Origin of the sequence: Kitasatospora sp. NPDC056076, assembly GCF_042266305.1 — a bacterium.
Lineage (GTDB): Bacteria > Actinomycetota > Actinomycetes > Streptomycetales > Streptomycetaceae > Kitasatospora.
Window position 1 is genome coordinate 1 of sequence record NZ_JBHJWG010000061.1, and the last position, 24,048, is coordinate 24,048.

Sequence of the window (24,048 nt, forward strand, 5' to 3'; positions counted from 1 at the left end):
GCCGTGACGACTCGGGCGGCTACCACGTCATCAAGGTCGACGCCTCACCGATGACGGTGGACGACATCCGCGGCGAGGTCGCCAACTGGTCCAGCAGCATGACGATCCCGGACGCGTTCCGGCGCTTCACCGACTTCTACACCCCGGAGTCACTGCGCGCCGCCTACCCGCGCGACCTCACGGACTTCCACCGCATCACCGAGGAGACCTCGCCGGACGGCCGCACGAAGACCATCAGGATCGAGCACACCCACGAGCAACTGGCCGAACAGTTCGCCGAAGTGACGATCCATCACGGCGGCGACGGATCCGTGTCGATCCGCTGGAGCACCAGCGAGGACACCGAGCCGCGCGAGCCGATGGTCTTCAACGCCGACAACATCGGCGACGTCAGCGGCGGCCTGCGGTCGCAGAAACTGACCGAGAACCCCAGCTTCGAGATGCTGGACCTGCCCTGGGACTGGTTCGACTACACCGCGCCCATGCCGGAGGACATCGGGCAGCCGCTGTCGGCCTTCGGCGGTGGCGCCAAGGGCTGGCGGATCGGCGAGGCCGACATGCCGCAGGCGGAGCGCGACGCGCTGGCGCACTTCCCGGAGCAGCCCGGGGTGTTCGTCGTCCCCGTCCACACCGACGAGGCCACCGGGCGGCCGGTCTGGCTCAACGGGCCGGACGGCACGCTGTCGGCGTACCAGACGGCGGGTGTCCTGGCCCGCCTCCGCCGGGCGGGGATCTGGAACGGCACCGACACCGTGCAGTTCGTGGCCTGCAACCTGGGCCGCGGGCCGGGGCGCGAGTTCGTCGACGAGGTGATGCTCCGGCTCAAGGAGCTGGACCTGGGCCCGCGGGCGCTGGCCGCGACCGGCCCGGTGTACTTCGCCCCGCGGCGCGAAGGCGGCCCGGGGCACCTGGTGGTCGCCTCCGACATCGGCTTCACCGAGAGCGGCCACCCGGTCATGGTGGGCGGTGACCACTGGTTGGAGTTCCAGGCGGTCCGGGACGGCGACTCCGGTCAGATCCACGTCCAGGTGGAGGAGCGCGGGGCCCACCGGGCGCCGGACGGTTCCTTCCACGACCACCCCGAGGGCTACGGCCTGGTGGAGTCGATAGCACCGGAGCACCGCAACCCCCAGGCGGTGAAGTACGCCGAGTCGACCCCCGAGCAGGCGGCAGCCGCAGTGGCGCTGTCAGTGGACCACCTGACCGCAGCCCCACCCGACAGTCCGCTGCGCACATTCATGGGACAGATCAAGAACGGGGTCTTCACCAATCTGCGCAACCCGGAGGGCAGGCTCTTCCAGCGGGAGGGCACGGTGACCTTCGACAAGATGATGGGCAATCTGCGGACGTTCTACAACCACGCGGAGCGCCTGCGCCCCCCGGAGGGACATCCGGGCGCCGAGGGAACCGTGCTCCTGTACCGCGCGGTGCGGATGGAGCCGCAGACCCGGCAGCAGGAGAGCTTCACCGACGTCCTGCCCTCCTCCACCACCTACGACCGGGCGTTCGCCCAGGGCTGGATGTCGAACCCCGACCGCTACGCGCTGTTCGAGATCCAGGTGCCGCTGTCCCACCCCATGCTGGCGCTGTCCTTCCCGCCGGGGCACGCCGCGGCGCACGGCCACTTGGACGAGGTGAACACGACCCAGTACGAGGTGACGCTCGGCCCGAGCCGACTGACGGTGACCGGCCGGGAGGAGGACGGCCCGTTCCACGTCATCCGGGCGGAGGCTGAGCCCATGACGCTCCACGACGTCCAGGAGACGATCGCGGGCTGGGTGAACGAGACCCCCGTCAGGGAGGTGTTCGACCTGTTCGCCGTTTTCTACAGCGAGGAGGCGCTGCGCGCGGCCTTCCCCGAGAACCTGCGGGCCGACTTCCGTGTCACCGAGCGCCTGTCCGCGGACGGGCGGGAGAAGACGGTCGAGATCACCTCGACCCACCCGAAGCTGACCGGCCAGAACGCGACGGTGCACCTGCGCCTGGAGGAGGGAGAGAACGGGAACGAGACCCTCCTGTTGCGGACCCACAACACCGAGGACGCCGGCTGGGGCGATCCCCCGTTGGAGTTCCAGTACACGAGAGAAACCCTGCACGAGGTGGTCAACGACCTGCGGGCAGGCACGCTGGACAAGATAGCCCCCTTCGACACGATCAACCTCCCGAGCGGCTTCCTGTGGACCGACCCGGTGCCGGAGGCGGGCGAAGTCGGCGCGCCGCTCAGTGCGTTCGGCGGCCCCGGCAACGGCTGGTGGCTCGGCCACCCCGAGCCGTCGGCGGCGGAGCGGTACGCCCTGGCGCGCTTCCCCGCGCAGGACGGCGTGTTCACCCTGGCCGTGCACACCGACCCCGACACCGGCCTGCCGCTGCCGCTCGGCACCGACCCCGAAACCCGCGAGCCGGTGGAGCTGACCGAGGACCGACTCGTCGGGATCCTGGCCGGACTGCACCAGGGCGGTGTCTGGAACGGCACCGACCGGCTGCAACTCGTCTCCTGCAACCTCGGGCGGGCGCCCGGGCTCGAGTACACCACCGAGGTGATGCGCCAGCTCGGCCTGGCTGACCTGGGCAGCAGCGCACTGGTCGCCACGGGCCCGGTGTACTTCACCCCGCGCGTGGACGGCACGGACGGCCCCGGGCACCTGGTGGTCGCCTCCGCCGTCGGCTTCACGGCCGACGGCCACCCGGCCGTCGTCGCCGGCGGGCACTTCCTGGAGGTCGAGCGGCCCACGGCCGAGGGCCAGGCGCCCGTGATCGTCGACCGCGGCGCCCACCTGCCCGCCCCCGTCTACCCGGACCGCGACCGCGACCGCCCCGAGGGCTACGACAGCGCCGCCCCGGGCACCCTCCACCCCGACCGCGAACCGGAGGGCGCCCTGGCTTTCGCGAACAAGAAGAAGACCAGCAAGACCGCTCCGCCCGAGACCACCAAGACCGCTTCCCCCGAGACCACCGAGTCCGCTCCGCCCGAGACCACCAACTCCGCCGAGCGGATCGCGGACGTGCTGTCGGGCGGGCAGCGGTCGGCCGAGGCGCAGGAGGTGGCGAAGCAGCCGGAGGGAACGGTGGCGAAGGGCAAGGAGAGGGCCGATGAACCGAAGCCGGTTCCGGCGGCGGAACCGGACCCCGACTCCGTGGCCGCGGCGACGGTGGTCCTGAAGGACTCACTCCTCCAGCAGCTCTTCACCGGCACCGACAAGAGCCTGACCTACGCCGTCATCTCCCTGGCGCTGAAGGGCGACAAGAGCTGGGAGACGGCCGCGGCCGTCACCAACGGCCATGACGAATCCATCAACGACAGCCGCTCGCTCCAGGCCGCCGACCGGTGGGCGAAGGAGAACGGCTTGCCGACACAGCGCTACGACGCCGAGGTGAAGGGCCTGGCGAAGGCGTTCCAGCAGATGAAGGAGTGGGGCTTCGAGCAGGTCCCCCATCCCTCTGGAAAGCCGCCGGAGAAGGCGGTCTCCCGACAGCCGGGCGCCGGACTGCCCGCCCAGCCCGAGGGCGTCCTCACCGTGCTCTCCTCCCGAGGCACGTGCGCCAGCTGCAAGTCCGTCGTCAAGGACTTCCAGGAGGCGTTCCCGGGGGTCGGCGCCTACGTGGGGTACACGATCGCCGCCGGGCAGAAGTCGACGCTGTCGAACCAGCCCCGCACCTACCACAGGGGCGGCAAGGACGTGGAGGGCGTCATCGAGTACGGGTGGAATGACGTGGCCAGGCTCAACTCCATCAGCGCGTACGTGCCCAAGGGGAAGGACATCGCCTTCAGGTACTTCCCCGCGAAGAACGACGAGGCCGCCTGGGCCCGGCGGCTCGAGGAGCGGGCGGCCGAGCAGGAGGCGGCGGCGCGACGGGCGGCCGAGGAGGCGGTGCGGGCTGCCGAGGCCAATGCCACGAGCGTGGTCGACCAAGGGATCAAGCCGGCGCCGGCCAGGCAGGTCACGGAGTTCGCCAAGACCTACAAGGGGAAGCCCGAGGACTTCGTCAAGGAACTGGACAAGGTCATGAAGAAGGGCATCATGGCGTGGAAGCCCAGCGCCGAGGTACAGGCCGCCCTCCTGCTCTGGTACCAGAAGGACCCCAGGCCCGACCTCAAGGGCAGTACCGCCTGACCGGCGGGACGGCCACCGGGTGAACGCCGCCCGCGCCCGGAGCCGTTGACCGGGTGAGGGCGCCCCGGTGCGGGGCCACGAGAGCGGGAGCACGACGCGTGGAACAGCAGCAAGGGCAGGCGGTGGAGCCGGAGTTCCGGCTGGCGGCGGTGTTCGGCACGGTCGACCCGGTGGCCGGGCCCGGTTTCGCGCCGGACCACCCGCTGGTGCGCGACGCCGGGCAGCGGGCCGCCCTACTGGCGTACCTGCGGTCCGGCGTGGAGGTGCTGGTGACGCCGATGCTGATGGACGACGTCTTCGACACCTCCCGCCGGGGCGCCGTCCCGATGAACTACCGCACCGACGGCGAGTGGATCTGGACCGACACCGTCGCCTACTACCTGGAGGAGTACGACCTCGCGCCCGAGCCCGGGCTGCTCGCGCACCTGCTCGGGCGCACCGGGCCGTGCCCGCAGCCGTCGCCGCAGGCCCTCGGGCGGGCGGTGGACTTCGTGCTGAACCCGCCCCGCCAGGACGAGCCGGCCTGGAGCCTGGAGATCGGCTGAACCCGACGCGACGTGCCGTCCGTCGGTCTGGGGGAGGGGCGGTTTTCGCCGCGCGGCGGTTCGGCCGCGCGGGGCGGCCCCGTCGGGCGTCGTCCAAGGCCAGGGAGCGTGGGTGGGCAGGGAACGTAGTGCGCGGGGAAACGGGTCCTCCGTCGGGGGCATCCAGCTGCCCGCGGTGGCCTGGGAGGTGCCGGAGCCGGCCGCCGAGGCCGGGAAGGCGGGCGTGGCACCGGCCGCCGTCGAGGCGGGAGCTGCGGCGGTGGGAGCCGCCGGTGCGGTGCCCGAGGTCAGGGAGAGCGGCCCGACGGCGGTGGCGGCCGCCGGCCAGGCCCGCCCTGGCGTGACCGCCGCGCCCGCGCCGGCCGCCGCGACCGAGGAGGAGGCCGCCGGGCGGCGCATCCCCAAGCCGATGGTGGCCGCCGCGGTGATCGCGGGCCTGGTGCTGGTCGGGGTGCCGCTGGGCATCGCGGGCTTCGGCGGGGACGGCCCCGGCACCCCCGGCGCCGACGGGCCGCCGCCCGCCGGGTTCTCCGCGCCCGACGGCGGCGGCAACGGCTACGTCCCCGGCGCCGACGCACCCGGCAACCCGCCCGGCGACCAGCCGCTGCAGCCCGGCCAGCCCGCTGAGCCGGGCCAGCCCGGCCAGCCGGCCGGCGCCCAGCCCGGTGAGGGTGCAGTGGTGCCCGCTGCGGCGGCCGCCGGGGCCGCGCTGCCCGGCATCGCCGCCGGCCAGGGCACCCCGGGCACCAATCATGCCGCCGCCGGCGCGCCCGCCGCACCCCAGGGCGGCGGCCAGAACACCGCTCAGAACAGCGGCCAGGGCGCGGGGCAGGGCTCCGGCCAGGGCGGCGGCGCACCGCAGACCCAGCCGCAGCCCCCCGCCAAGGCCCAGCAGCCGGCCCCGCCCCCGGACAAGCCCAGCCAGCCCGCCCCGCCGCCCGCGCCCACCTACCACGGCGTGGCCGGCCCAGGCTGCGGCGGATCCACCTCCATGCAGCAGAACGGCTGGTACGACGACGGGCAGAAGGGCTGGCGCAAGAACTCCGGCGGCTACAGCGGCGACGGCTGCTCGGGCGGCTTCACCTCGATGCCGATGTCGGGCGCCGCCAACAAGGACGACAGCAGCAACTCGGTGGTGTGGACCTTCAACACCGGCTCGCTCACCACCGGCAGCTGCCGTCTGTCGGTCTACGTCCCGAACAACGGCGACATCAAGGCCGTCGGTGGCGCCCCGACCTACTACACCGTGCAGGGCCAGTCGTTCAACGTGAACCAGACCTCCTCCCGCGGCCAGTGGGTCCCGGCGGGCACCTTCCCGCTCAGCGGCGGCCGGATCGCCGTGGTGATGCACAGCCGGGGCCAGGACTGGGTCGGTGACAGCGTCAAGACCTACGCCCACCACGCCGCCTCCGCCGTCAAGGCCGACTGCACCGGCTGACCCCGGCCCCGCACCCCCCGTACGAACCCCGTACGAACCCCGTACGGACCCCGTACGAACCCGCACGACCGAGCACCACCGGCACCACAGCCACGAACGACGGAGGAGAACGCCCCATGACCCGCCATGTGCTGACGGTCGGTGCGGAGCCGCGCGAGGGCGGCTACCGCACGATCGGCGCCGCCCTGGAGGCGGCCCGCAGCGGAGCGGTGATCAGCGTCCGCCCCGGCCGCTACGACGAGAACCTGGTGATCACCAAGATGGTGACCATCACCGCCGAGGAGGCCCGCGGCAGCGTGCGCATCTCCCCGCGCCGGGGCGCCGTCGTCCAGGTCGTCGCCGAGGCCGTCCAGCTCACCGGCCTGGTCCTCCAGGGCCAGGACGAGGAACTGCCCACCGTCGACGTCCCGCGCGGCCAGGCCGCCCTCCAGGACTGCGAGGTGGTCGGCAACTCCTGGACCGCCGTCCTCACCCGCGGCCAGGGCTCCCTGGCCATGCGCGGCTGCCGCGTCGTCAACCCGGCCGGCGCCGGCATCGTGGAGACCTCCACCGGCACCAGCGTCATCGAGGACTGCACCATCGAACACCTCGGCAGCTCCGCCGTCGTGATCGGCGAACGCGCCAACCCCGTCGTGCGCAACTGCGTCCTGCGCGACGCCCGCGGCAACGGCGTGTGCGCCAACGGCGAGGGCCGCGGCTCCATCGAGGACTGCGAGATCTCCGCCACCGACAAACCCGGCATCGCCCTGGAGGAGCACAGCACCACCCGGGTCCTGCGCACCACCGTGCGCGACGTCGCGATCGGCGTCTACGTCAGCTCCACCGCCCAGGTCCTGCTGGAGGACTGCACCCTCGACACCACCCGCGGCCACGGCCTGGTCCTGGCCGGCGCCACCGACCCGCTGGTGCGCCGCTGCCGCACCGCCCGCACCAAGGGCCACGGCATCCACGTCACCGGCCGCTCCCGCGGCCGCTTCGAGGAGTGCCAGGTCGCCGACGCCCAGGGCACCGGCGTCCTGGTCGACGAGTCCTCCAGCCCGGTCCTGACCCGCACCACCGTCACCGCCGGCGCCGGCGACGCCGTCGACCTCACCGGCGAGAGCGCCGCCGAGTTCGACCGCCTGGAGGTGCGCGGCGCCGCCGGCAGCGGCGTCGTCGTGCGCGACGGCGCCAACCCGCTGCTGCGCCGCCTGGACGTCGCCGAGGTCGGCGGCCACGGCGTCGAGGTGCTGCGCGAGGGCCGCGGGCGCCTGGAGTCCTGCCTGCTGCGCACCGGCGCGCGCGCCGCCCTGCGGGTCTCCGACGGCGGCAACACCCAGGTCGGCAACACCACCGTGCGCGGCACCACCACGACCACCGGCCCCGCCGGGGCGGCCGGCGCGGGGGTCAACGGCGTCGAGATCGGCCCCGGCGGCCTCGCCTCGCTGCGCGACTGCGACATCGCCGACTGCACCGGCGACGGCCTGCTCGTCGAGGACGACGGCGAACTCACCGCCGCCCGCACCCGCGTCCACGGCAACCGCCGCCACGGCGTCCTGCTCGCCGCCGGCTCCCGGGCCGCCCTGACCGGCTGCGAACTGGCCGACAACGCCCGCGACGGCCTGAGGGTGGACTCCGAGGAACCCGTCCGCGTCACCGGCTGCACCGTCACCGGCAACCGCGGCTCCGGCCTGCGCCAGAGCAGGCCCGGCACCCGCCTGGCGGTCACCGAGCTCACCAGCCGCGACAACGCCCACGCCGACAGCCACGGCAGCGCCCAGGCCCGCCCCGGCGCCACACCCGGCACCCGCCCCACCGGCGCCGCCCCCACCGACGGCGACGCGTACGGCGACGGCTACGGACCCGGCGACGGCTACGGGCAGGGCGACGGGCCCGGCGACGCGTACGGGCCCGGCGACGCGTACGGCGACGGCCGCGAGAGCGCCCCCGGGCCCTACGGCGCCGCCACCGAACCCCTGCCACCGGACCCCGAGGGCCCCCAGGCGGCCCTCCAGGCCCTCGTCGGCCTGGAAGGCGTCAAGGAACAGGTCGCCACCCTGGTCAACCTCAACAAGCTGGCCCGGCGCCGCGAACAGGCCGGCATGCCCGCCCTCCCCATGGGCCGGCACCTGATCTTCGCCGGGCCGCCCGGCACCGGCAAGACCACCGTCGCCCGGCTCTACGGCAGCATCCTGGCCGAGCTCGGGGTGCTGCGCAGCGGGCACCTGACCGAGGTGGCCCGGGCCGACCTGGTCGCCGCGATCGTCGGCGGCACCGCGATCAAGACCACCGAGGTGTTCACCGAGGCGCTCGGCGGCGTGCTGTTCATCGACGAGGCCTACACCCTGTCCGCCGGAGGCGGCGGCACCGGCCCCGACTTCGGCCGCGAGGCCATCGACACCCTGGTCAAGCTGATGGAGGACCACCGCGACGACATCGTGGTGATCGTGGCGGGCTACTCCGAGGAGATGCGCGAGTTCCTCTCCTCCAACCCCGGCCTGGCCTCCCGCTTCAGCCGCACCGTCGAGTTCCGCAACTACTCGCCGCAGGAACTGGTCACCATCGTCCAACGGGCCGCCGCCGCCCACGGCTTCGACCTCGCCGAAGCCACCAGCCAGGCCCTGGAAGCGCACTTCACCCGCATGCCCAAGGGCGCGGACTTCGGCAACGGCCGCGCCGCCCGCAAGGTCTTCGAGGAGATGGTCGACCGCCAGGCCTCCCGGCTCGCCGCCCTGGCCGAGGTCACCGACGCCGACCTGCCGCTGCTGCTGCCCGAGGACCTCGGCGCCGAGGCCGTCCGCGCCCCCGTCCCCGGCACCGACGGCGGCAGCGACCTGCTCGCCCAACTGCGTGCCATGGTGGGCCTGAGCGCCGCCAAGGAACAGGTCGAGAACCTGGTCAACCTGATCACCCAGGCCCGCCGCCGCGAGGAGGCCGGCCTGCCCGCCGCCAGGATCAGCCACCACCTGGTCTTCGCCGGCCCGCCCGGCACCGGCAAGACCACCGTCGCCCGCCTCTACGGCGCCCTGCTCGCCGAACTCGGCGTCCTGCCCACCGGCCAGCTCGTCGAGACCGCCCGCGCCGACCTGGTCGGCCGCTACATCGGCCACACCGCCCAGCTCACCAAGGACGCCTTCGAACGTGCCCGCGGCGGCGTCCTGTTCGTCGACGAGGCCTACACCCTCACCCCGCGCGGCGGCGCCGCCTCCGGCGACTTCGGCCAGGAAGCCGTCGACACCCTGATGAAGCTGATGGAGGACCACCGCGACGAGGTCGTGGTCATCGTCGCCGGCTACGAGGACGAGATGCGCGGCTTCCTCGCCTCCAACCCCGGCCTGGCCTCCCGCTTCCCCCAGCAGATCGCCTTCGACCACTACAGCGCCGACGAACTCGTCACCATCGTCGCCCGCCAGGCCGAGGACGCCGGCTACCTCTGCGCCCCCGAGACCCTCACCGCGCTGGCCGCACTGTGCGCGGCCGTGCCCCGCGACCGCAACTTCGGCAACGGCCGCTTCGCCCGGCAGACCCTGGAGGCCATGGTCACCCGTCAGGCCGGACGCCTGGCCCGCCTGGAGATCGGCGACGTGTCCGAACTGAGCCTGCTGCTGCCCCAGGACATCCCCGCCCTGCTGCAGGGGAGCACGGTGTGAGCGCCCGCCGCACCGCCGGCACCCTCACCGCCGGGGCCCTCGCCTGCGCCCTGGCCGCCGTCCCCTCCGCCGTCCCGGCCGCCGCCGCCCCTCCGGCCGCGGCGGCCCCCGGCGACCCCTCCGCCCTGCCCGTCATCGCCCAGAACCGCCCCGCCACCCGCCCCGGCGACTGCCTCAAACCCTCCGACAAGGGCACCGACCGCACCCCCTGGGCCCAGGCCTTCCTCCGCCCCGAAGCCGCCTGGACACTGAGCCGCGGCGCCGGAGTGACCGTCGCCGTCGTCGGCTCCGGCGTCGACGGCACCTCCGGCGTCCTGGGCGAGCGCCTGGTACCCGGCCCGCGCGAGTACGGCACCGGCGACTCCACCCGCGACTGCGTCGGCCACGGCACCTTCCTCGCCGGACTGATCGCCGCCCGCCACCAGGACGGCACCGGCTTCGCCGGGATCGCCCCCGAAGCACGGATCCTCGCCGTCGCCGTCACCGACGACACCGGCACCACCACCCCCGCCCTCCTCGCCAAGGGCATCCGGGACGCCGCCGACGCCGGCGCCCGCATCATTGCCTCCGCCCTGCCCCTGCCCGCCGGCGACACCGCCCTCGACGATGCGCTGCGCCACGCCGACACCAAGGGCGCCCTGGTGATCGCCCCCGCCACCCCTGACCAGGGCGGCGCCAACGCCAACGTGCCCTCCGCCCCGCCGCAGGTCCTCACCGTCGCCGCCCTGGCCCCGGGCGGCGGCGCGGCGGCGGGCGCGGACGGGAGCACGCGGACGGGGACGGGGACGGGGACGGGGACGAGTGTCGGCATGGCCCCCGCCGGCACCGCTGCCGGCACCGCTGCCGGCGCCGGTACCGCTGCCGGTGCGGGCGCCGCCGGTGCCCGGGTCGATCTGAGCGCCCCGGGCGAGGCCATGATGAGCACCGGACCGGCCGGCAAGGGCTACTTCACCGCCAGCGGCCCCAGCTTCGCCACCGCCGTCGTCGCCGGCACCGCCGCTCTGCTCCTCGGCCACCACCCCGACCTCGACCCGGCCCACCTGCGCGAGCGCCTCGAAGCCACCGCCTACCACCCCGGCACCGCCCTGCCCGACCCCCGCCTGGGCTACGGCACCGTGGACCCCCTCGCCGCCCTCACCGCCACCGTGCCCAGCGCCGCGGCCGCCCTCCCCGCCCCGCGGGCCGCCCTCCTGGCACCCCCGCCCCCGGACCCCGCCCCGGGCCGGGCTGCTGTGGTGGCTGTCGCTGTGCTGTCCACTGTCACCGTCACTGTGGGTCTGGCCGTCGTGTGTGCGGCCGCTCGCCGTCGTGCGTGGCGTCCGGGGCGTTGGCAGGTCTGACCCGGCGTCACTGCCGCGCCTGTTGCTCTCAGTCCGTGTGTGCCGGGCGGTGGTGGGTGGCTCGGGCCCTTGGCTTCTTCCCGGTGCTTGTTCCGTCGTTGCTCTGCCGGCGGCAGAACACCATCCGGTCCGGGCTCGAGGATCACTACAGTCCGGTCCCATGGGGACGATTGCGACGCGTGCGGTCGCGTACCCGGCGGACGGGTTGACGATGATCGGCCACCTCGCTCTCCCGGCGGGTGTCGACCGCCGGCCCGCGGTGCTGCTCGGACCGGAGGGCATGGGGCTCGGCGACGTCGAGCGCCGCCGGGCCGACGCACTCGCCGAGCTGGGATATGTGGCGCTGGCCTTCGACCTCCACGGCGGGCGCTATGTGGGCGACCCCGAGGAGATGCTGGCCCGGTGCCTGCCGCTGCTCGCCGATCCCGACCGGATGCGGGGCATCGGCCGTGCCGCGCTCGACGTGCTGCGCGGCGAACCGCGGACCGACCCCGACCGGATCGCCGCCGTCGGCTACGGCACCGGGGGCGCCGTCGCCCTGGAACTGGGGCGCGACGGCGCCGACCTGCGCGCGATCGGGACGGTCAACGCACTGACCACGGGCCGGCCGGGCGAGGCGGCGCGCATTCGCTGCCCGGTGTGGGCCGGGGTCGGGTCGCAGGACCCGATCATGCCGCCCGCGCAACGGGACGCGTTCACCGCTGAGATGCAGGCCGCAGGCGTCGACTGGCGCCTGACGGTCTACGGCGGCGCCCTGCACGCCTTCCACCACCCCCCGGTCGACCACGCCACGGTCCCCGGCGTCGGCTACCACCCGCGGCACGCACAGCGAGCCTGGCGCGACGTCGTCGACCTGCTCGCCGAGTGCCTGCCCGTGACGGAGGCCCAGGGGGCATGAGCCGGGCGGACAACCTGGCGCCAAGGCCACGACGATCACTGGTCCGAGTGTTTTCGGGACGGCGGTGGAGCCTTGGCGTGCAGTGCGAGCCGTTCGCGCAACTGTCGCGCTTTTGAGGGCCCGGCCCCCGACGCCCACCCGACTTGAAGAACCGCCGCCCCGCGACCCGCCACGCCGTGGGCCTGCTCCCGCCACCGGCGAGCCGTGCCGCGGACCGGCCCACCACGAGGCCGGCACCGAACCGCGCCGGATCGATCACACGCCCAGGCCGTGGCGCCCGCTGTCACGCCTGCCACGCCTGCCATGCCTGGCGCGTGGGCCGATGGGCGATGGCACCGTTGCGTGACCGTGCCCGTGGCCCGGGCCGGGGGGCGGTTCCGGTCCGTGCCGGTCCGTGCCCGTCGGGGTCCGTGGTGTCGGGCCCGGTGGTGGCTGGTCAGGTGTTGGTGGGGTGGATGCCTTCGGTGACGTGGGCGGCGAGGTGGAGGTAGGCGCGGCGGGTGCGTGGGTGCAGGCGGGTGGGGTCGAAGGTGGCGCCGAGGGCGAGGTGTTCGTCGAAGGGGAGGAGGAGGGCGGCGCGGGAGCGTTGTCGGAAGTGGGTGAGGAGGTCGTCGGTGTTGATCGTGCGGTTCTTGGCGCGGATGCCGGAGATGAGGGTGATGCTGCGTCGTGCCAGGTCCTGGTAGCCGTTGGCGTGCAGCCAGTCCAGGGTGGTGTCGGCGCCGCTGGCGCCGTCGACGCTGGTGGTGGCGGTGATGACGAGTTGGTCGGCGAGGTCGAGTACGGCGCTCATCGAGTCGTGCAGCAGGCCGGTGCCGCAGTCGGCGAGGACGATCGGGTACTGGCGGGCGAGGAGGTCGACCAGTCGCCGGTAGTCCTGGCCGCCGAAGGTGTCGGCGATGGTGGGGTCGGTGTCGTTGGCCAGGACCTCCAGTCCGCTGGGGGTCAGCGAGGTGAAGCGGCGGATGTCCATGTAGCCGGTGATGGAGGGTGCGGCCGCGAGCAGGTCCTGGACGGTGGCGGGGCTCTCGCGGCGGATGCGCCGGCTCAGGGTGCCGGTGTCCGGGTTGGCGTCGACGGCGACGACCTTGTCGGAGCGGGTCTGGGCGAGGACGCTGCCGAGCCCGAGTGTCGCGGAGGTCTTGCCGACGCCGCCCTTGAGGCCGATGACCGCGATCCGGAAGGAGCGGTGCAGCGGGGTGCGGATGAGGGCCTCCAGCCGTTCCCGTTCGCGCTGCTCGCCCCGGCCCAGGCCCAGCCCGGCGCCCAGCAGGCGGGGGCGCCGGGCCGGGGCGGGCGGGGCGGCGACGGGCGCCGGTACCGGTGCGGGGGCGGGCAGGGGCGGGGCGTACGGCGGGGGAGGCGGCGCCAGGAGGGCGGGTGCGGCGGGCGTCGCGGGTGTGGCGGGTGCGGGTCGGGCCTGCGGGGGGATGAGCACCGTGCCCAGGGAGTCCAGGGGGCGTCGCCAGTCGGGCTCGGCCGGGGGGAGGAGCCCGTAGTCGGGGGAGAGGTCCCGTTCAGGGCCCCGTCCCAGCCGCCGCACCTGCTCGATGACCGTGTGGTCCGCCGCCACGCTCCGCCTCCTTGTCGCCACGCCGCCACCGCGCCGGTGCCGTACGGTCCCCCCACCTGGCACAACGGGGCGGGCTGCCGTGACCGTTCACCGCCGGGCACGCCGGGCACGCCGGGCACGCCGGGGGCGGCGGGGGCGGCGGGGGCCGTCAGGGCAGCGGGAGTTCTCCGGCGGCCGCCACCAGGGCGGGCAGCTCGCGCATGTCGTCGAAGGTGCGGGTGCCGGGGCCGGTCAGCCGGTGGGCGGGGGTGAGGCCGCCGTGGAAGCCCAGCGAGCGCATCCCGGCCGCGCGGGCGGCGGCGACCCCGTACGTGCTGTCCTCCACCACGAGGCAGGCCCCGGGCGCGACGCCCGTGGTGGCGGCGGCGTGCAGGAACAGGTCGGGGGCGGGCTTGCCGTGCGCGACGTCCTCGGCGCTGAACACCCGCCCCTGGAAGCGGGCCAGCAGCCCGGTCTGCCCCAGGGTGCGGCGCAGCCGGCCGTGACCGGAGGAGGAGGCCACGCAGTCCCGTACCCCGGCCCGCGCCAGCTGCGCCAGGGCCTCCACCACCCCGTCCACGGGGGTGAGTTCGGCGGCGAACGCCTCGTCGTACAGGTGCTGGAAGGCCTCCTCCCAGCCGGGTTCCAGCGGCACGCTCGCGTGCGCCTGCAGTTCGGCGCTCATGTGGGCGTGGCTGCGGCCGACGAAGCGCTCCACGATCTCCGCCTCGGACAGCGGCCAGCCGACCGCCGCGCACACCTGCGCGTCGATCCGCACCGCCAGGCGCTCGCTGTCCAGCAGGACGCCGTCGCAGTCGAAGATCACCAGTTCGATGGGTGTGGGCATGGCCGCCACCCTAGGGCGTGTCTGACAGTTCCCGCCGGGCGCGCGACGCTCCCCCGGCCTTCGGCGGGGAGGTACCCCCAGGGCACAAGCGCGCCTCGCCGCGTTGTCGTCGGTCGCCGATGGCCCCCAGCCTTCGGCCGGGAGGCGCCCCCACCGCATGGGCTCCCTCCTCCGCCTTGCGATGCACGCACCCCGACGCCGGGCGCTGATCCGACGCGAATTGTCAGACACGCCTAGGGCACCGGTGACCACCGGTGATCACCGGGGTTCGCCGGTGTTCACCGGGGTTCGTCGGTGAGCGTCCGGTGCGGGGCGGGCCGGTGGGCTCACCGCGCCTTGGCGAGGGTGTCCAGGTGTCCGGCCCAGCGCACCAGCAGGCTCGTCAGGGTGGTGAACTCCTGCGGCGTCAGACAGGCCGCCAGCCGTTCCCGCAGCCCGGCGACCTGCGCGGCCACGCGCCGGTGGGCGCTGCGGCCCTGCCCGGTGAGGGCGGCGCGCCCGTCCGCGTCCAGGGCGACCCAGCCGCGGGCGGCGAGCCCCTCCAGGTGCGGGCGCACGGTCGGTTCCTCGGGGCAGAGGAAGGCGGCCAGCGCCGCGTCGAGGGCGGCGGTGTCCGTCGGCCCGTGGGAGAGGGTGTTGAGCACCTGCCAGTCGCGCCGGCTCAGCGCGTCGGCGGCGAGCAGGCGCGCCATGGACTGCTCGATGGCGCCGTCGATGTGGCGCAGCCAGTACCCGAGCGGGCGCTGCCCGGGCACGTCGGGCAGGCCGGTGGCGGGCACGTGCGCGGGTGCGGCGGCGGGTGTGGCGGTTTCGGGCATAACAGGTCCCCCCTGATACATGTCCTTTGACAAAAGTTGTAACCTAGCATGCATGTCTGAGCGGGAGAGGAAGTACCAGGAAACCGGGCCGGACACCGCCGTCGAGGACGCGAATGCCGCCGCCGTCGAACGCGCCATGGTCGCCATCCGCCACAGCCAGACCCGCCGTTCGCTGGGCCGCATCGCCCGGCCCGAGGGCGCCGGCGCGATCGACCCCACCCTGTTCGGCGTCCTGGACGCCGTCGAGGCCCACCCCGGCCCGTGCGCCGTCACCGACGTCGCCGCCGCCCTGGGCGTCGACCAGCCCCGGGCCAGCCGCCTGGTGCTGCGCACCGTCGAGCAGGGCTGGCTGGAACGCGGCAGCGACCCGCGCGACGCCCGCCGCACCCTGCTCGCCCTCACCCCCGCCGGACGCGCGCAGGCGGAGGCCGCCCACCGGCTGCGCCGTGTGGTCTTCGCCCAGGCCATGGCGGGCTGGAGCGAGGGCGACCGTACCGCGTTCGCCCGCCTGATCACCGCCTTCGTCGCCGATTTCGCCCGTACCGTCGCCGACCGGGCGTGAACCGGTGAAGCGGTGAGCCGGTGGAGCGGTGGGCCGGTGGCCCCGGTTCGCCGGTCCCGGTCCCGGTCCTGCTCCCGGTGACGGTCCGTCGGTGGTTCTCGGTGGTCCTCAGTGGTCCTGGGTGAGCAGCACCGGCAGTGACCGGTGTCCGTTGGAGGTCAGGGAGTCCAGCGGCTCCAGCTCCGCCCCGGGCAGCAGTGCCAGCCGCGGGAAGCGTTCGAACAGCGCCCGCAGCGCGGTGCGGGCCTCCAAGCGGGCCAGTGGCGCGCCCGGGCACAGGTGCGGGCCGTGGCCGAAGGCCAGGTGGTCCTTCGCCGGCCGTGTCACGTCGAACACCGCTCCGTGTGCGCCGTAGCGCGCGGGGTGGCGTCCGGCGGCCGCGCAGGAGGCCAGGATCGCCTCGCCCCGGCGGATCGTCACCCCGCCGGGCAGGGCGATGTCCTCGACGGCGTGGCGCAGCGGCAGGTGCGCCACCGGGGTGTCGCGGCGCAGCGACTCCTCGACGACGTCCTCCCAGCCGGCCTTGCCCGCGCGCACCAGGTCCAGCTGCCCGGGGTGGGTGAGCAGCAGCGTGATCGCGTTGTCGATGAGGTTGGCGGTGCTCTCGTGACCGGCCGAGAGGGTCAGCAGCAGGGTGTTGTGCAGTTCCTCCTCGCTCAGCGCGCCGTCGTCGCCCTGGGTGTCGCGTGCGGCGGTTAGGGCCGAGGTCAGGTCCTCGCCGGGGTGGGCGCGTCTGGCGGCGGTCAGCTGGTCGAGCATGCGGGAGAGCGCGGTGGTGTCGGGTGCGGCCTCCTGCGGGGTGGGGGTGGTGGCGAAGGCCCGGTCGGCGTGGTGGCGCAAGCGCTCGTGCAGGGTGTCGGGCAGGCCGAGCAGGTGGGCGGTGACCCGGAGCGGCAGCGGGCGGGCCAGGCGCTCGCGCAGGTCCACCGCGGTGCCCGGCGGGGTGAGGGCGATGGCGTCCAGGAGTTCGCCGGTCGACTCCTCGACGCGGTCGGCCAGTTCGGTGACCCGGAGGGTGCTGAACGCGGCGCCGGTCAGGCGGCGCAGCCGGCGGTGGTCGGCGCCGTGCGCGGTGGACACGGTGCGGGCGCCCACCCGCAGGGCCGGCGGCCGGTCGGGCAGCGGGCGCTCGGAGTCCGGCCGGTGCGGGAGAGGGTCCTTGGACACCCGCGGGTCCTGGAGCAGCTCCTCCAGCAGCAGCGGGTCGGCGACCGCCCAGGCCGGCACGCCGAGGATGTCCACCGGGGTGGCGGGCCCGCGCGCGCACAGCTCCTCGCTCTCGGCGTCGCGGGAGCGGCCGGTGGGGTCCAGGACGAGGCGGTGCTCCACCGGGCAAGCGGGCGCCTGGTTCAACTCGTCGTCCACGACGGCTCCTTCACCCGGGTCCGAGGGTTCGTGCGGTGTGTGTCCGCCACGAGGATGGCCCTCCCGCGCGCCGCCGTCGAGACCGCCCCGCCCTCGCCCCTCCGCCGCCCGCCCCGCCCTCGCCCCTCCGCCGCCCGCCCCGCCCGCGCCCGGTCACAGCCCGGTGGCCAGCCAGAGGGTCGCGGCCGCGGCGAGGGCGAGGACGGCGTTGAGGGCGATCCGGCGGTCCCCGCCCGTCAGGTGCACGGGGATCGCGCCGGCCTGGAGGAGGAGGAACCCGGCGGCCGCGGCCGGCGCCAGCGCGGGGGCGGTGCCGGTCAGCGGCGGCAGGACCAGGCCGGCCGCGCCGAGGACCTCGACCGTCCCCAGCGCCCGCAGGGCGGGCAGCGGCACGCGGTCGACCCAGGCCATCATCGGCCGCAGCCGGTCACGGCTGCGGACCGTCTTCAGCGTGCCCGCGTAGGAGTAGAAGAGCGCGAGCGGTCCCGCGACGATCCAGTAGGCGGCGTTCATGGTTCCCGTTCAGGAGGCGTCGGCGGCGGATGCGGCGGCGGATGCGGTGGCAGGTGCGGTGGCGGGCCCGGTGGCCACCTCGGTGGCGGGCTCGGTCGCGTAGCGGCTCATCGCCTCCGCGTTGTCGGCCGGTGTCAGTGCGTGGTCGTTGGTGAGTGCTTTCTGGAGGTCGCGGAAGTACTGCAGGTACAGGTCGGGGGTGAAGGTGCTGAGCATGACGGCGGGTTCGTCGCCCAGGTTGGCGAAGGTGTGCGGCACGCCGGGCGGGACCAGGACGAACGTGCCCGCCACGGCGTCGTGTTCCCGTTGCCCGATGGTGAACCGCAGGGCGCCGGACAGGATGTAGAAGCCCTCGTCGTGCAGCCCGTGGCGGTGCTGGGGCGGGCCCTGGGTGTGCGGGGCGAGGACGGACTCGGCGATCGCGAGGCGGTGTCCGGTGCGGCTGCCGTCCTCCAGGACGCGCATGCGCGTGGTGCCCAGCACGATCGTCTCGCCGTCACCGGGGCCCACCACCGACACGGTGGGGGCGGGTTCGAAGGTGCTGGTGTTCGCTGTTTCGGTCATGTCCACCAGTGCACCGCCGCCGGAGGCACCGTGTCCAAGACCGGTCCCGTGACGCCGATACCCGGCGGGTATCGTCGCAGTGTGGAGCTACGCACCCTGCGCTACTTCGTGGCTGTCGCCGAGGAACTCCACTTCGGCCGGGCCGCGACCCGACTGCACATGAGTCAGCCGCCGCTGAGCCGGGCGATCAAGCGGTTGGAGGCCGGCCTCGGCGCCCTGCTGCTCACCCGCTCGCCCGCCGGCGTCGCCCTCACCCCGGCCGGCACGGTCCTGCTCGAGGAGGCGCGGGCGCTGCTGGAGCGCGCCGACCGCGCCCGGGTCCGCGTGGGTTCGGCCGCCGGCACCGCGGCCCTCACCATCGGCATCCTGGGCGAGGGCACCGACCCGGCCGTGGGCAGACTCGCCGCCGCCTACCGCCGCGACCACCCCGGCATCGACATCCGCATCCGCGACACCGACCTGACCGACCCCACCTGCGGACTGCGCGCCGGCCTGGTCGACGTCGCACTGACCAGGGCCCCCTTCGACGGGACCGCCCTGACCGCACGCACCCTGCGCACCGACCCGGTCGGCGTGGTCCTGCGCGCCGACGACCCGCTGGCCCGCCGCGACGGGCTGCGCCTGGCCGAACTGGACGGCCGCCGCTGGTTCCGGTTCCCGCAGGGCACCGACCCCGCCTGGCAGTCGTACTGGAACGGCGGCCGCCCGCGCCGGGGCCCGGTGGTGCGCGCCGTCCAGGAGTGCCTGCAGACCGTGCTGTGGAACGGCACGCTCGGCCTGACCCCGCTCGCCGCGCTCGGACACGACCTGCCCCCGGGGCTGGCCGTGGTGCCGCTGGTCGACATGGCGCCGAGCCGGGTGGTGGCGGTGTGGAACGAGGGCGACCCCAACCCGCTGATCCGCTCCTTCGTCCAGGCCGCGACCGCCTCCTACCGACGCTGAGCGGCTCCCCGCCGCCGGTGGTCGGTGCCGGGGCCTGGCCTTGCGGCCGTGGCCGAGACCGTGACCCGGACCGTGACAGTGGCCCGGACCGACGCCGACGCCGACGCCGATGCCGATGCCGGATCCGCCTCCGTGTACCTCGCCCGTGTCGACGAACTCCTCGCCGGCCCGCGGCCCTTCCCGTCCGAGGTGGGCGGCCACCGCGCCGGGTACTGCGGTCCGGGCTGGTGGGTCGAGGAGCTGGGTGTCAGCCGTGACTTCTGGGACGGCGACGACGGGGCCCGGGAGCGGGAGTACGAGCTGGCCCAGGCCCGACTCGCCGCCCTGGCCGGGGTGTTCACGGCCCGCTGGGGAGGACCGTACGAGATCGACCTGTGGCCCCACCTGCGGGCGAGTGTGGAGGGGGAGGACGGCGGCGGCCACCGCCCCGCACCGGTGGTCGACCTGCTCTGCCAGTGGGTGGTCGTGCTGCACGTGTGGCCGCTGCCCGGCGGCGGGCGCTGGCTCGGGCTGGGCCTGGGGCAGCAGGACAAGGAACTGCCGGTGGTCCTGTACGCCGCCCTCGCCGACGGCCCCGTCCCCTCGCCCGCCGCACCCGCCCCGGACCCCCTCGCGTAGCGGGGCCGTCGGGCGGCGCGGGGAGGCCGCCGGGCCCGGGCCCGGGCGGCCCGAACGCCCCCTGCCCGAACGCCCCCTGCCCGAACGCCCCTTGCCGGGGCCGGCGTCGACCGGCCGGTGCCAGGCACCGGTTGCTGGAGCGGATGGGGTGGCCCGGCGGGTAGTCGGAGGCCGCCTCGCCGACCGGCTCGAAGCCCGCCCGCCGGCACGCCGCGTTGGAGGCGGCGTGCCGCACCGACGGGACCGCGTGCAGCCACCGCGGGCCGCCCGCGCGGGCGGCCCGCTGCGCGCACGGCGGCAGCGCCCGCACCGCCAGGCCCCGGCCCTGGAACTGCGGCAGCACCGCGTACCCCGTCTCGTACACGTCCCCGCCCTCCCCGGTGTGCGGCCAGTACCCCACGGACCCGGCCACCTGGCCGTCGAACAGCAGCAGGAACATCTGCCCCCCGCCCAGCGCCAGGTACCGCGTGTGCCGCTGCCGGACCTGCTCCTCGCTCTCCACCCCGCCCAGGTGCTCGGTCAGTTCGGGCGTGTTCTGGCGTCGCGGCACCTCCGGGCCGCGTTCGGACCAGGGCGCGAGCGTGAGGCGGCCGAGGGCCCCGTCTGGGGCGGTGTCGTCGGTCATGCCCCGCACGCTGGCGCGAGGGTCCGACACCGCCCGCCCCGCCGGCGCCCGCCCACCGGCACCGGCCCGCTGCGAGGGGCAGCCCGCACAACGTCTGCACCACCCGCACCAGCCACCGGCCCTCGTCGTCCGCGTCCATCCGGTGATTGCCACCCGGCGACGGGACCGCGGGCAAGTCGTCCGCGTCCATCCGGTGGTCGTCACCCGGCGACGGGACCGCGGGCTACCGGTCTTCGGGCCGCCGGCGCGGGTCAGCCGAGGACGAGGCGCAGGACCTGGTTGTGGATGAAGAAGCCGCCGGCCTGGCCGGGGATCGGCTGGAGGAGGAAGGTCTCGGCGAACTGGATCGGCTTGTCGTAGGCGTTGTCCAGGGCGAGGTTCCCGGTGACGGCGACCAGCACCCCGTTGCCCGGGGCGGGTTGGGCGTCGCTGGTGTTCACGGCGTGCTTGACGACGGCGAGTTGGGGCTTGTCCAGGGTCTCCATGACGTTCGCGGCCCCCATCACCTGGGCGCCCTCCCAGGTGAGCATCGACTCGGGCCGGTAGAGGGCGGCGAGGTTGTGCCGGGAGGCGGGGCCGCCGTCGAAGGTGGAGTAGTAGTGCTGCACGAAGCTGTCGGCGACAGCGGTGAAGTCCATGGCCCGGAACGTAGCGGCGGCCCGGCACGGCAGCCCGCCCGATGAAATGACGATCACTCGTACGGGTGGTTCAAGTCTGGAGAGCCCCGCCGCCCGCCCCGGGGCCTCACCCCGGAGGCTGCGGCACGACCCGCTCGCCCTCGCCGTCCGGCTCCTCGAAGGCGGCCGGGTAGCGGGCCAACTGCGCCTCGTCCACGGTGGCGCAGTTCGCGCCCTCCCGGCCGTTGCGCACCGCCGGGCGGCGCTCCGGCGTCGCCCGGTCGGCCTTGGGGTGGACCGGCTCCCACCGGCAGCCGTGGGCCTCCACCAGCGCCGTGTAGTCGTCGCGGGCGGCCCGGCTCCAGAACGTGTGGTCCACCACCACGTCGCGCCCGGCCCGCATCGGCTCCACCAACTCCCGCCGCTGCTCGCGGCGGACCTCCTCCTTGGGCCGGTCGAACGCCTCCCGCGCCGGCACCGGCCCCGCGTCGCGCCGCCCGAGCCGCCGCCGCCACACCGCCTCGTCGATCGACAGCCGGACGCCCGCCGCGCCGCACCGGCCCCGCCGCGTAGGTGCTCTTGCCCGCCCCCGGCAGCCCGCACATCAGCACCACCGTGCCGCCCGATCCCTCTGCCACGCAACCACGTCAGCCCTGGCCCCGCGGCGGCGGGGAGCGGCCCGGGGGAGCGGGAAGCCGGCGGGGACGACTTCCCGCTCCGGCACGACGGTTCCGGCACGGCGCCGACCGCACGAAAGGACCCCCGCCCGCCCCGGCACCCGGACCGGGGCGGGCGGCGGGGCCGGCCCGGGGTCGGCCCGAACCCGCCGCCACGGCGCCACCGTCCCTCCTGCGAACCGGGTTGACCTCAAGACGGCTTGAGCTCCTACGGTGGGCGCGTCCCGAAGTCCGAACAGTGAAGGGGGCGCACCGCCGTGGCGCTCGGGGAGTACCCGCACGCGGTCCTGGCCGCCCAGCCCGTCGGCGCCTGGAGCGCCGAGGTGTTCCACCGGGTGGTGGGCGCCCTGCGCGAGCAGCTCGCCGTCGAAGGCCTCACCCGGCCGCGCTGGTGGACGCCCAACCACGCCGCCGGCACCCCCCGGCCGCTGGAACCGCGCCACCCTGGTCCGGCGGCCGGCCCGCTACGACGACCTCGCCACCGACTCCACCGCCGTCTTCGACGGCCTCACCGCCCGCGGCCGGCTCCTGGAGTCCGCCGCCACCGGCGCCATGACCCTCACCGAGGACGGCGAGGCCGCCCGCCTGCGCGCCCGCGACCGCAACCACCGCGTCCACCGCGTCCACCTCCGGGCCCACCAGGGCGCCGACGAGGCCGACGTCGTCACCACGATCAACGTGCTGCGCCGCATCACCGCCGACATGGGCGGCGAGGGCGACCTCCCGGACCGACCGGCCCGGCCCGGCACGGTCCGGCCGGACCGGCCGACCGGCCCGGCGCGGCCCGCACAGGAGGTCGACGGGGGTGGCCTCCTGTGCGGGCCCAGAATTTCCGGAAACGATCGAACAACTGCACGCCTCCTGATCTACTGTCGGATCCGGCCCGGCGAACGTCGAAGGATCCACAGGCGCGAGCGCATCGCCGTCGGCACCGCCACCGCCGCCCTGCTCGCCCTCGGCAGCGGCCAGGCCTTCGCCGACACCTCGTGGGGCGGCACCGCCCCCGCGGACACCGCCGCCCCGGCGAACACCTCCTGGGGCCGGGCCGCCCCGGCCGACACCTCGTGGGGCGGCGTCGCCCCCGCGGACACCTCCTGGGGCATCGCCGCCCCCGCCGGCGGGTAGCCCCCGCCCCGCCGGAGGGGACGCGGGCCCGCGCGCGGGCACCGACCCGGCGGTGATTGCCGCGGCGTGCGCCGGGGGTGCTCCCCTTTGCGCTCTTCCGCAGCCGCCGCCGGGTCCACCACGCTGGGCCCGGACCGTCCACGGGGGCGCCGGCGGTCCTCGCCCGGGCCGTCAGGCCCCGAACCGGTCGGGAGTGCGGAAGGCGTATGCCCCAGGACGTCGAGTTCACGGTGCCCCTGGAGAGTCGGGTCAGCCCCGACCTGCCCCGGGCCCGCCGCCACCACCTGGCCTGGGTACGGGAGTCGGGCCTGCTGCACGGCGAGGACGCGCTGCGCCGCTACGCCTCCTCCCGGGTGGCCGACAGCGCCGCGTACGGCTTCCCGTACGCCGCCGGCGCCGACCTCGACCTCTGCTTCGACCTGCTCGGCTGGCTCTACCTCCTCGACAACCACTTCGACGACCACTTCGACGGCCGCCTCGACGGCCGCCTGGACGACGGGTCGGGCGCACGGCCCGCCGCCGCCCGCACCGAGGACGCCGTCGCCCTGTGCCAGGACCTGGTGGACCACCTGCGCTACGGGACCCGCCCCGGCGCGGGGGCCGCCCCCGCCGTGGCCGCCTTCGCCGACTGCTGGCAGCGGATGGGCCAGGGCATGTCCCAGGAGTGGCGCCGGCGCACCGCCCACGACTGGGTCGACTACCTGGCCGGCTGGCCCACCAAGATCGCCGACCGCGTCCTGGGCGTCCTGCCCGACCCCGCCGCCCACCTGCGCGCCCGCCGCCGCACGATCGGCCTGCGCCCGCTGCTCGCCCTCGCCGAGCGGGCCGGCCACTACGAGGTCCCGCTGCCGGCCTGGTGCTCCAGCCACCTGGAGGGCATGCGGATCGCCGCCTGCGACGCGATCATCGCCATGAACGAGGTCCACGCCCTGGAACGCGACGAGGCGGCCGGGCGCCCCAACCTCGTGCTGAGCCTGATGCGCCACCAGGGCCGCGCCCGCCCCGAGGCCCTGCGCGAGGTCGGCGGCACGGCCCGCCGCTCCGTCGAGACCTTCCTCCAACTACGCGCCGGACTCGCGCAGTTGGAACGCGACCTGGGCGGCCGCGTACCCGAACTGGCCCGCTACGCCGACGCCCACGCCGCCTGGATCCGCGGCTACCACGACTGGGGGCGCACGGCCCCGTGCTACGAGGACGTACGGCGTCCGGGCTGAGGTGCCGCGGGCCGCGGGGCGGCCCCTATGATGGGCGCGCTTCGCTT

19 protein-coding genes and 1 pseudogene are annotated in these 24,048 nt (G+C 75.2%); 11 read left to right on the forward strand and 9 right to left on the reverse strand.

Annotated features, from left to right (window positions below; all coding sequences use genetic code 11):
• From ACFC1T_RS34265 to ACFC1T_RS34290, 6 genes are all read left to right on the forward strand, one after another.
• A partial coding sequence (locus ACFC1T_RS34265) for a hypothetical protein (RefSeq protein ID WP_375895490.1) occupies positions 1-4,112 on the forward strand: 4,112 nt, incomplete at its 5' end.
• Between the two features lie 98 nt (positions 4,113-4,210).
• Positions 4,211-4,657 (forward strand): hypothetical protein, encoded by a 447-nt coding sequence (locus ACFC1T_RS34270; protein ID WP_375895492.1) that lies wholly within the window; start codon positions 4,211-4,213, stop codon positions 4,655-4,657.
• 112 nt (positions 4,658-4,769) lie between these two features.
• A complete protein-coding gene (locus ACFC1T_RS34275) occupies positions 4,770-6,095 on the forward strand; it encodes a hypothetical protein (protein ID WP_375895494.1) in 1,326 nt (441 codons plus the stop codon).
• A gap of 116 nt (positions 6,096-6,211) precedes the next feature.
• Positions 6,212-9,724: a right-handed parallel beta-helix repeat-containing protein gene (locus ACFC1T_RS34280; RefSeq protein WP_375895496.1), complete on the forward strand. Its 3,513-nt coding sequence runs from the start codon at positions 6,212-6,214 to the stop codon at positions 9,722-9,724.
• Positions 9,721-11,064 (forward strand): S8 family serine peptidase, encoded by a 1,344-nt coding sequence (locus tag ACFC1T_RS34285; protein ID WP_375895498.1) that lies wholly within the window; start codon positions 9,721-9,723, stop codon positions 11,062-11,064. The genes ACFC1T_RS34280 and ACFC1T_RS34285 overlap by 4 nt, the downstream gene beginning before the upstream one ends.
• A 160-nt stretch (positions 11,065-11,224) precedes the next feature.
• Positions 11,225-11,962 carry a dienelactone hydrolase family protein gene (locus tag ACFC1T_RS34290; RefSeq protein ID WP_375895501.1) on the forward strand — a complete coding sequence of 246 codons (738 nt, stop codon included), beginning with the start codon at positions 11,225-11,227 and terminating at the stop codon, positions 11,960-11,962.
• 436 nt (positions 11,963-12,398) lie between these two features.
• Here ACFC1T_RS34290 and ACFC1T_RS34295 read toward each other — a convergent pair whose 3' ends face one another.
• The 3 genes from ACFC1T_RS34295 to ACFC1T_RS34305 form a co-directional block, all read right to left on the reverse strand.
• A complete protein-coding gene (locus ACFC1T_RS34295) occupies positions 12,399-13,535 on the reverse strand; it encodes a MinD/ParA family protein (RefSeq protein WP_375895503.1) in 1,137 nt (378 codons plus the stop codon).
• Between the two features lie 148 nt (positions 13,536-13,683).
• On the reverse strand, positions 13,684-14,361 hold the full coding sequence (locus ACFC1T_RS34300) for an HAD family hydrolase (RefSeq protein WP_375895506.1): 678 nt from the start codon (positions 14,359-14,361) through the stop codon (positions 13,684-13,686).
• 326 nt (positions 14,362-14,687) lie between these two features.
• On the reverse strand, positions 14,688-15,179 hold the full coding sequence (locus tag ACFC1T_RS34305) for a MarR family winged helix-turn-helix transcriptional regulator (RefSeq protein WP_375895508.1): 492 nt from the start codon (positions 15,177-15,179) through the stop codon (positions 14,688-14,690).
• 52 nt (positions 15,180-15,231) lie between these two features.
• Between ACFC1T_RS34305 and ACFC1T_RS34310 the strand changes: the two genes are divergently transcribed.
• On the forward strand, positions 15,232-15,741 hold the full coding sequence (locus ACFC1T_RS34310) for a MarR family winged helix-turn-helix transcriptional regulator (RefSeq protein ID WP_375895511.1): 510 nt from the start codon (positions 15,232-15,234) through the stop codon (positions 15,739-15,741).
• 108 nt (positions 15,742-15,849) lie between these two features.
• Here the strand turns inward: ACFC1T_RS34310 and ACFC1T_RS34315 are convergent, their stop codons facing one another.
• The 3 genes from ACFC1T_RS34315 to ACFC1T_RS34325 all read right to left on the reverse strand — a co-directional run bounded on the left by ACFC1T_RS34315 (position 15,850) and on the right by ACFC1T_RS34325 (position 18,183).
• Complete coding sequence (locus ACFC1T_RS34315; RefSeq protein WP_375895514.1) at positions 15,850-17,106, reverse strand: cytochrome P450; 1,257 nt, start codon at positions 17,104-17,106, stop codon at positions 15,850-15,852.
• A 153-nt stretch (positions 17,107-17,259) separates the two neighbouring features.
• Entirely contained in the window at positions 17,260-17,619 is a 360-nt protein-coding gene (locus ACFC1T_RS34320; RefSeq protein ID WP_375895517.1) for a DoxX family protein, read from the reverse strand.
• A 9-nt stretch (positions 17,620-17,628) separates the two neighbouring features.
• A complete protein-coding gene (locus ACFC1T_RS34325) occupies positions 17,629-18,183 on the reverse strand; it encodes a cupin domain-containing protein (RefSeq protein WP_375895518.1) in 555 nt (184 codons plus the stop codon).
• Between the two features lie 81 nt (positions 18,184-18,264).
• On the opposite strand from ACFC1T_RS34325, the gene ACFC1T_RS34330 reads away from it, so the two are divergent.
• Together ACFC1T_RS34330 and ACFC1T_RS34335 are read left to right on the forward strand one after the other, a co-directional pair.
• Positions 18,265-19,125 carry a LysR family transcriptional regulator gene (locus ACFC1T_RS34330; protein ID WP_375895521.1) on the forward strand — a complete coding sequence of 287 codons (861 nt, stop codon included), beginning with the start codon at positions 18,265-18,267 and terminating at the stop codon, positions 19,123-19,125.
• 48 nt (positions 19,126-19,173) lie between these two features.
• Positions 19,174-19,743, forward strand: a complete 570-nt coding sequence (locus tag ACFC1T_RS34335; protein ID WP_375895582.1) for a hypothetical protein — start codon at positions 19,174-19,176, stop codon at positions 19,741-19,743.
• A gap of 247 nt (positions 19,744-19,990) precedes the next feature.
• Here the strand turns inward: ACFC1T_RS34335 and ACFC1T_RS34340 are convergent.
• The 3 genes and pseudogenes from ACFC1T_RS34340 to ACFC1T_RS34350 all read right to left on the reverse strand — a co-directional run.
• A pseudogene (locus ACFC1T_RS34340) lies at positions 19,991-20,368 on the reverse strand (GNAT family N-acetyltransferase); the annotation flags it as partial.
• A 251-nt stretch (positions 20,369-20,619) separates the two neighbouring features.
• Positions 20,620-21,006 (reverse strand): nuclear transport factor 2 family protein, encoded by a 387-nt coding sequence (locus tag ACFC1T_RS34345; RefSeq protein ID WP_375895523.1) that lies wholly within the window; start codon positions 21,004-21,006, stop codon positions 20,620-20,622.
• Between the two features lie 106 nt (positions 21,007-21,112).
• Complete coding sequence (locus ACFC1T_RS34350; RefSeq protein WP_375895577.1) at positions 21,113-21,520, reverse strand: AAA family ATPase; 408 nt, start codon at positions 21,518-21,520, stop codon at positions 21,113-21,115.
• Between the two features lie 694 nt (positions 21,521-22,214).
• Here ACFC1T_RS34350 and ACFC1T_RS34355 point away from each other — a divergent pair.
• Positions 22,215-22,787 (forward strand): hypothetical protein, encoded by a 573-nt coding sequence (locus ACFC1T_RS34355; protein WP_375895526.1) that lies wholly within the window; start codon positions 22,215-22,217, stop codon positions 22,785-22,787.
• 206 nt (positions 22,788-22,993) lie between these two features.
• Positions 22,994-24,001 (forward strand): pentalenene synthase, encoded by a 1,008-nt coding sequence (locus tag ACFC1T_RS34360; protein WP_375895527.1) that lies wholly within the window; start codon positions 22,994-22,996, stop codon positions 23,999-24,001.
• Positions 24,002-24,048: the final 47 nt, after the last annotated feature.

Coding starts and splice junctions, on each gene's coding strand:
- ACFC1T_RS34325 (WP_375895518.1), bottom strand. CDS start 18,183: ATGACCGAAACAGCGAACACCAGCACCTTCGAACCCGCCCCCACCGTG.
- ACFC1T_RS34360 (WP_375895527.1), top strand. CDS start 22,994: ATGCCCCAGGACGTCGAGTTCACGGTGCCCCTGGAGAGTCGGGTCAGC.
- ACFC1T_RS34355 (WP_375895526.1), top strand. CDS start 22,215: ATGACCCTCACCGAGGACGGCGAGGCCGCCCGCCTGCGCGCCCGCGAC.
- ACFC1T_RS34345 (WP_375895523.1), bottom strand. CDS start 21,006: ATGGACTTCACCGCTGTCGCCGACAGCTTCGTGCAGCACTACTACTCC.
- ACFC1T_RS34320 (WP_375895517.1), bottom strand. CDS start 17,619: ATGAACGCCGCCTACTGGATCGTCGCGGGACCGCTCGCGCTCTTCTAC.
- ACFC1T_RS34300 (WP_375895506.1), bottom strand. CDS start 14,361: ATGCCCACACCCATCGAACTGGTGATCTTCGACTGCGACGGCGTCCTG.
- ACFC1T_RS34305 (WP_375895508.1), bottom strand. CDS start 15,179: ATGCCCGAAACCGCCACACCCGCCGCCGCACCCGCGCACGTGCCCGCC.
- ACFC1T_RS34310 (WP_375895511.1), top strand. CDS start 15,232: ATGTCTGAGCGGGAGAGGAAGTACCAGGAAACCGGGCCGGACACCGCC.
- ACFC1T_RS34280 (WP_375895496.1), top strand. CDS start 6,212: ATGACCCGCCATGTGCTGACGGTCGGTGCGGAGCCGCGCGAGGGCGGC.
- ACFC1T_RS34290 (WP_375895501.1), top strand. CDS start 11,225: ATGGGGACGATTGCGACGCGTGCGGTCGCGTACCCGGCGGACGGGTTG.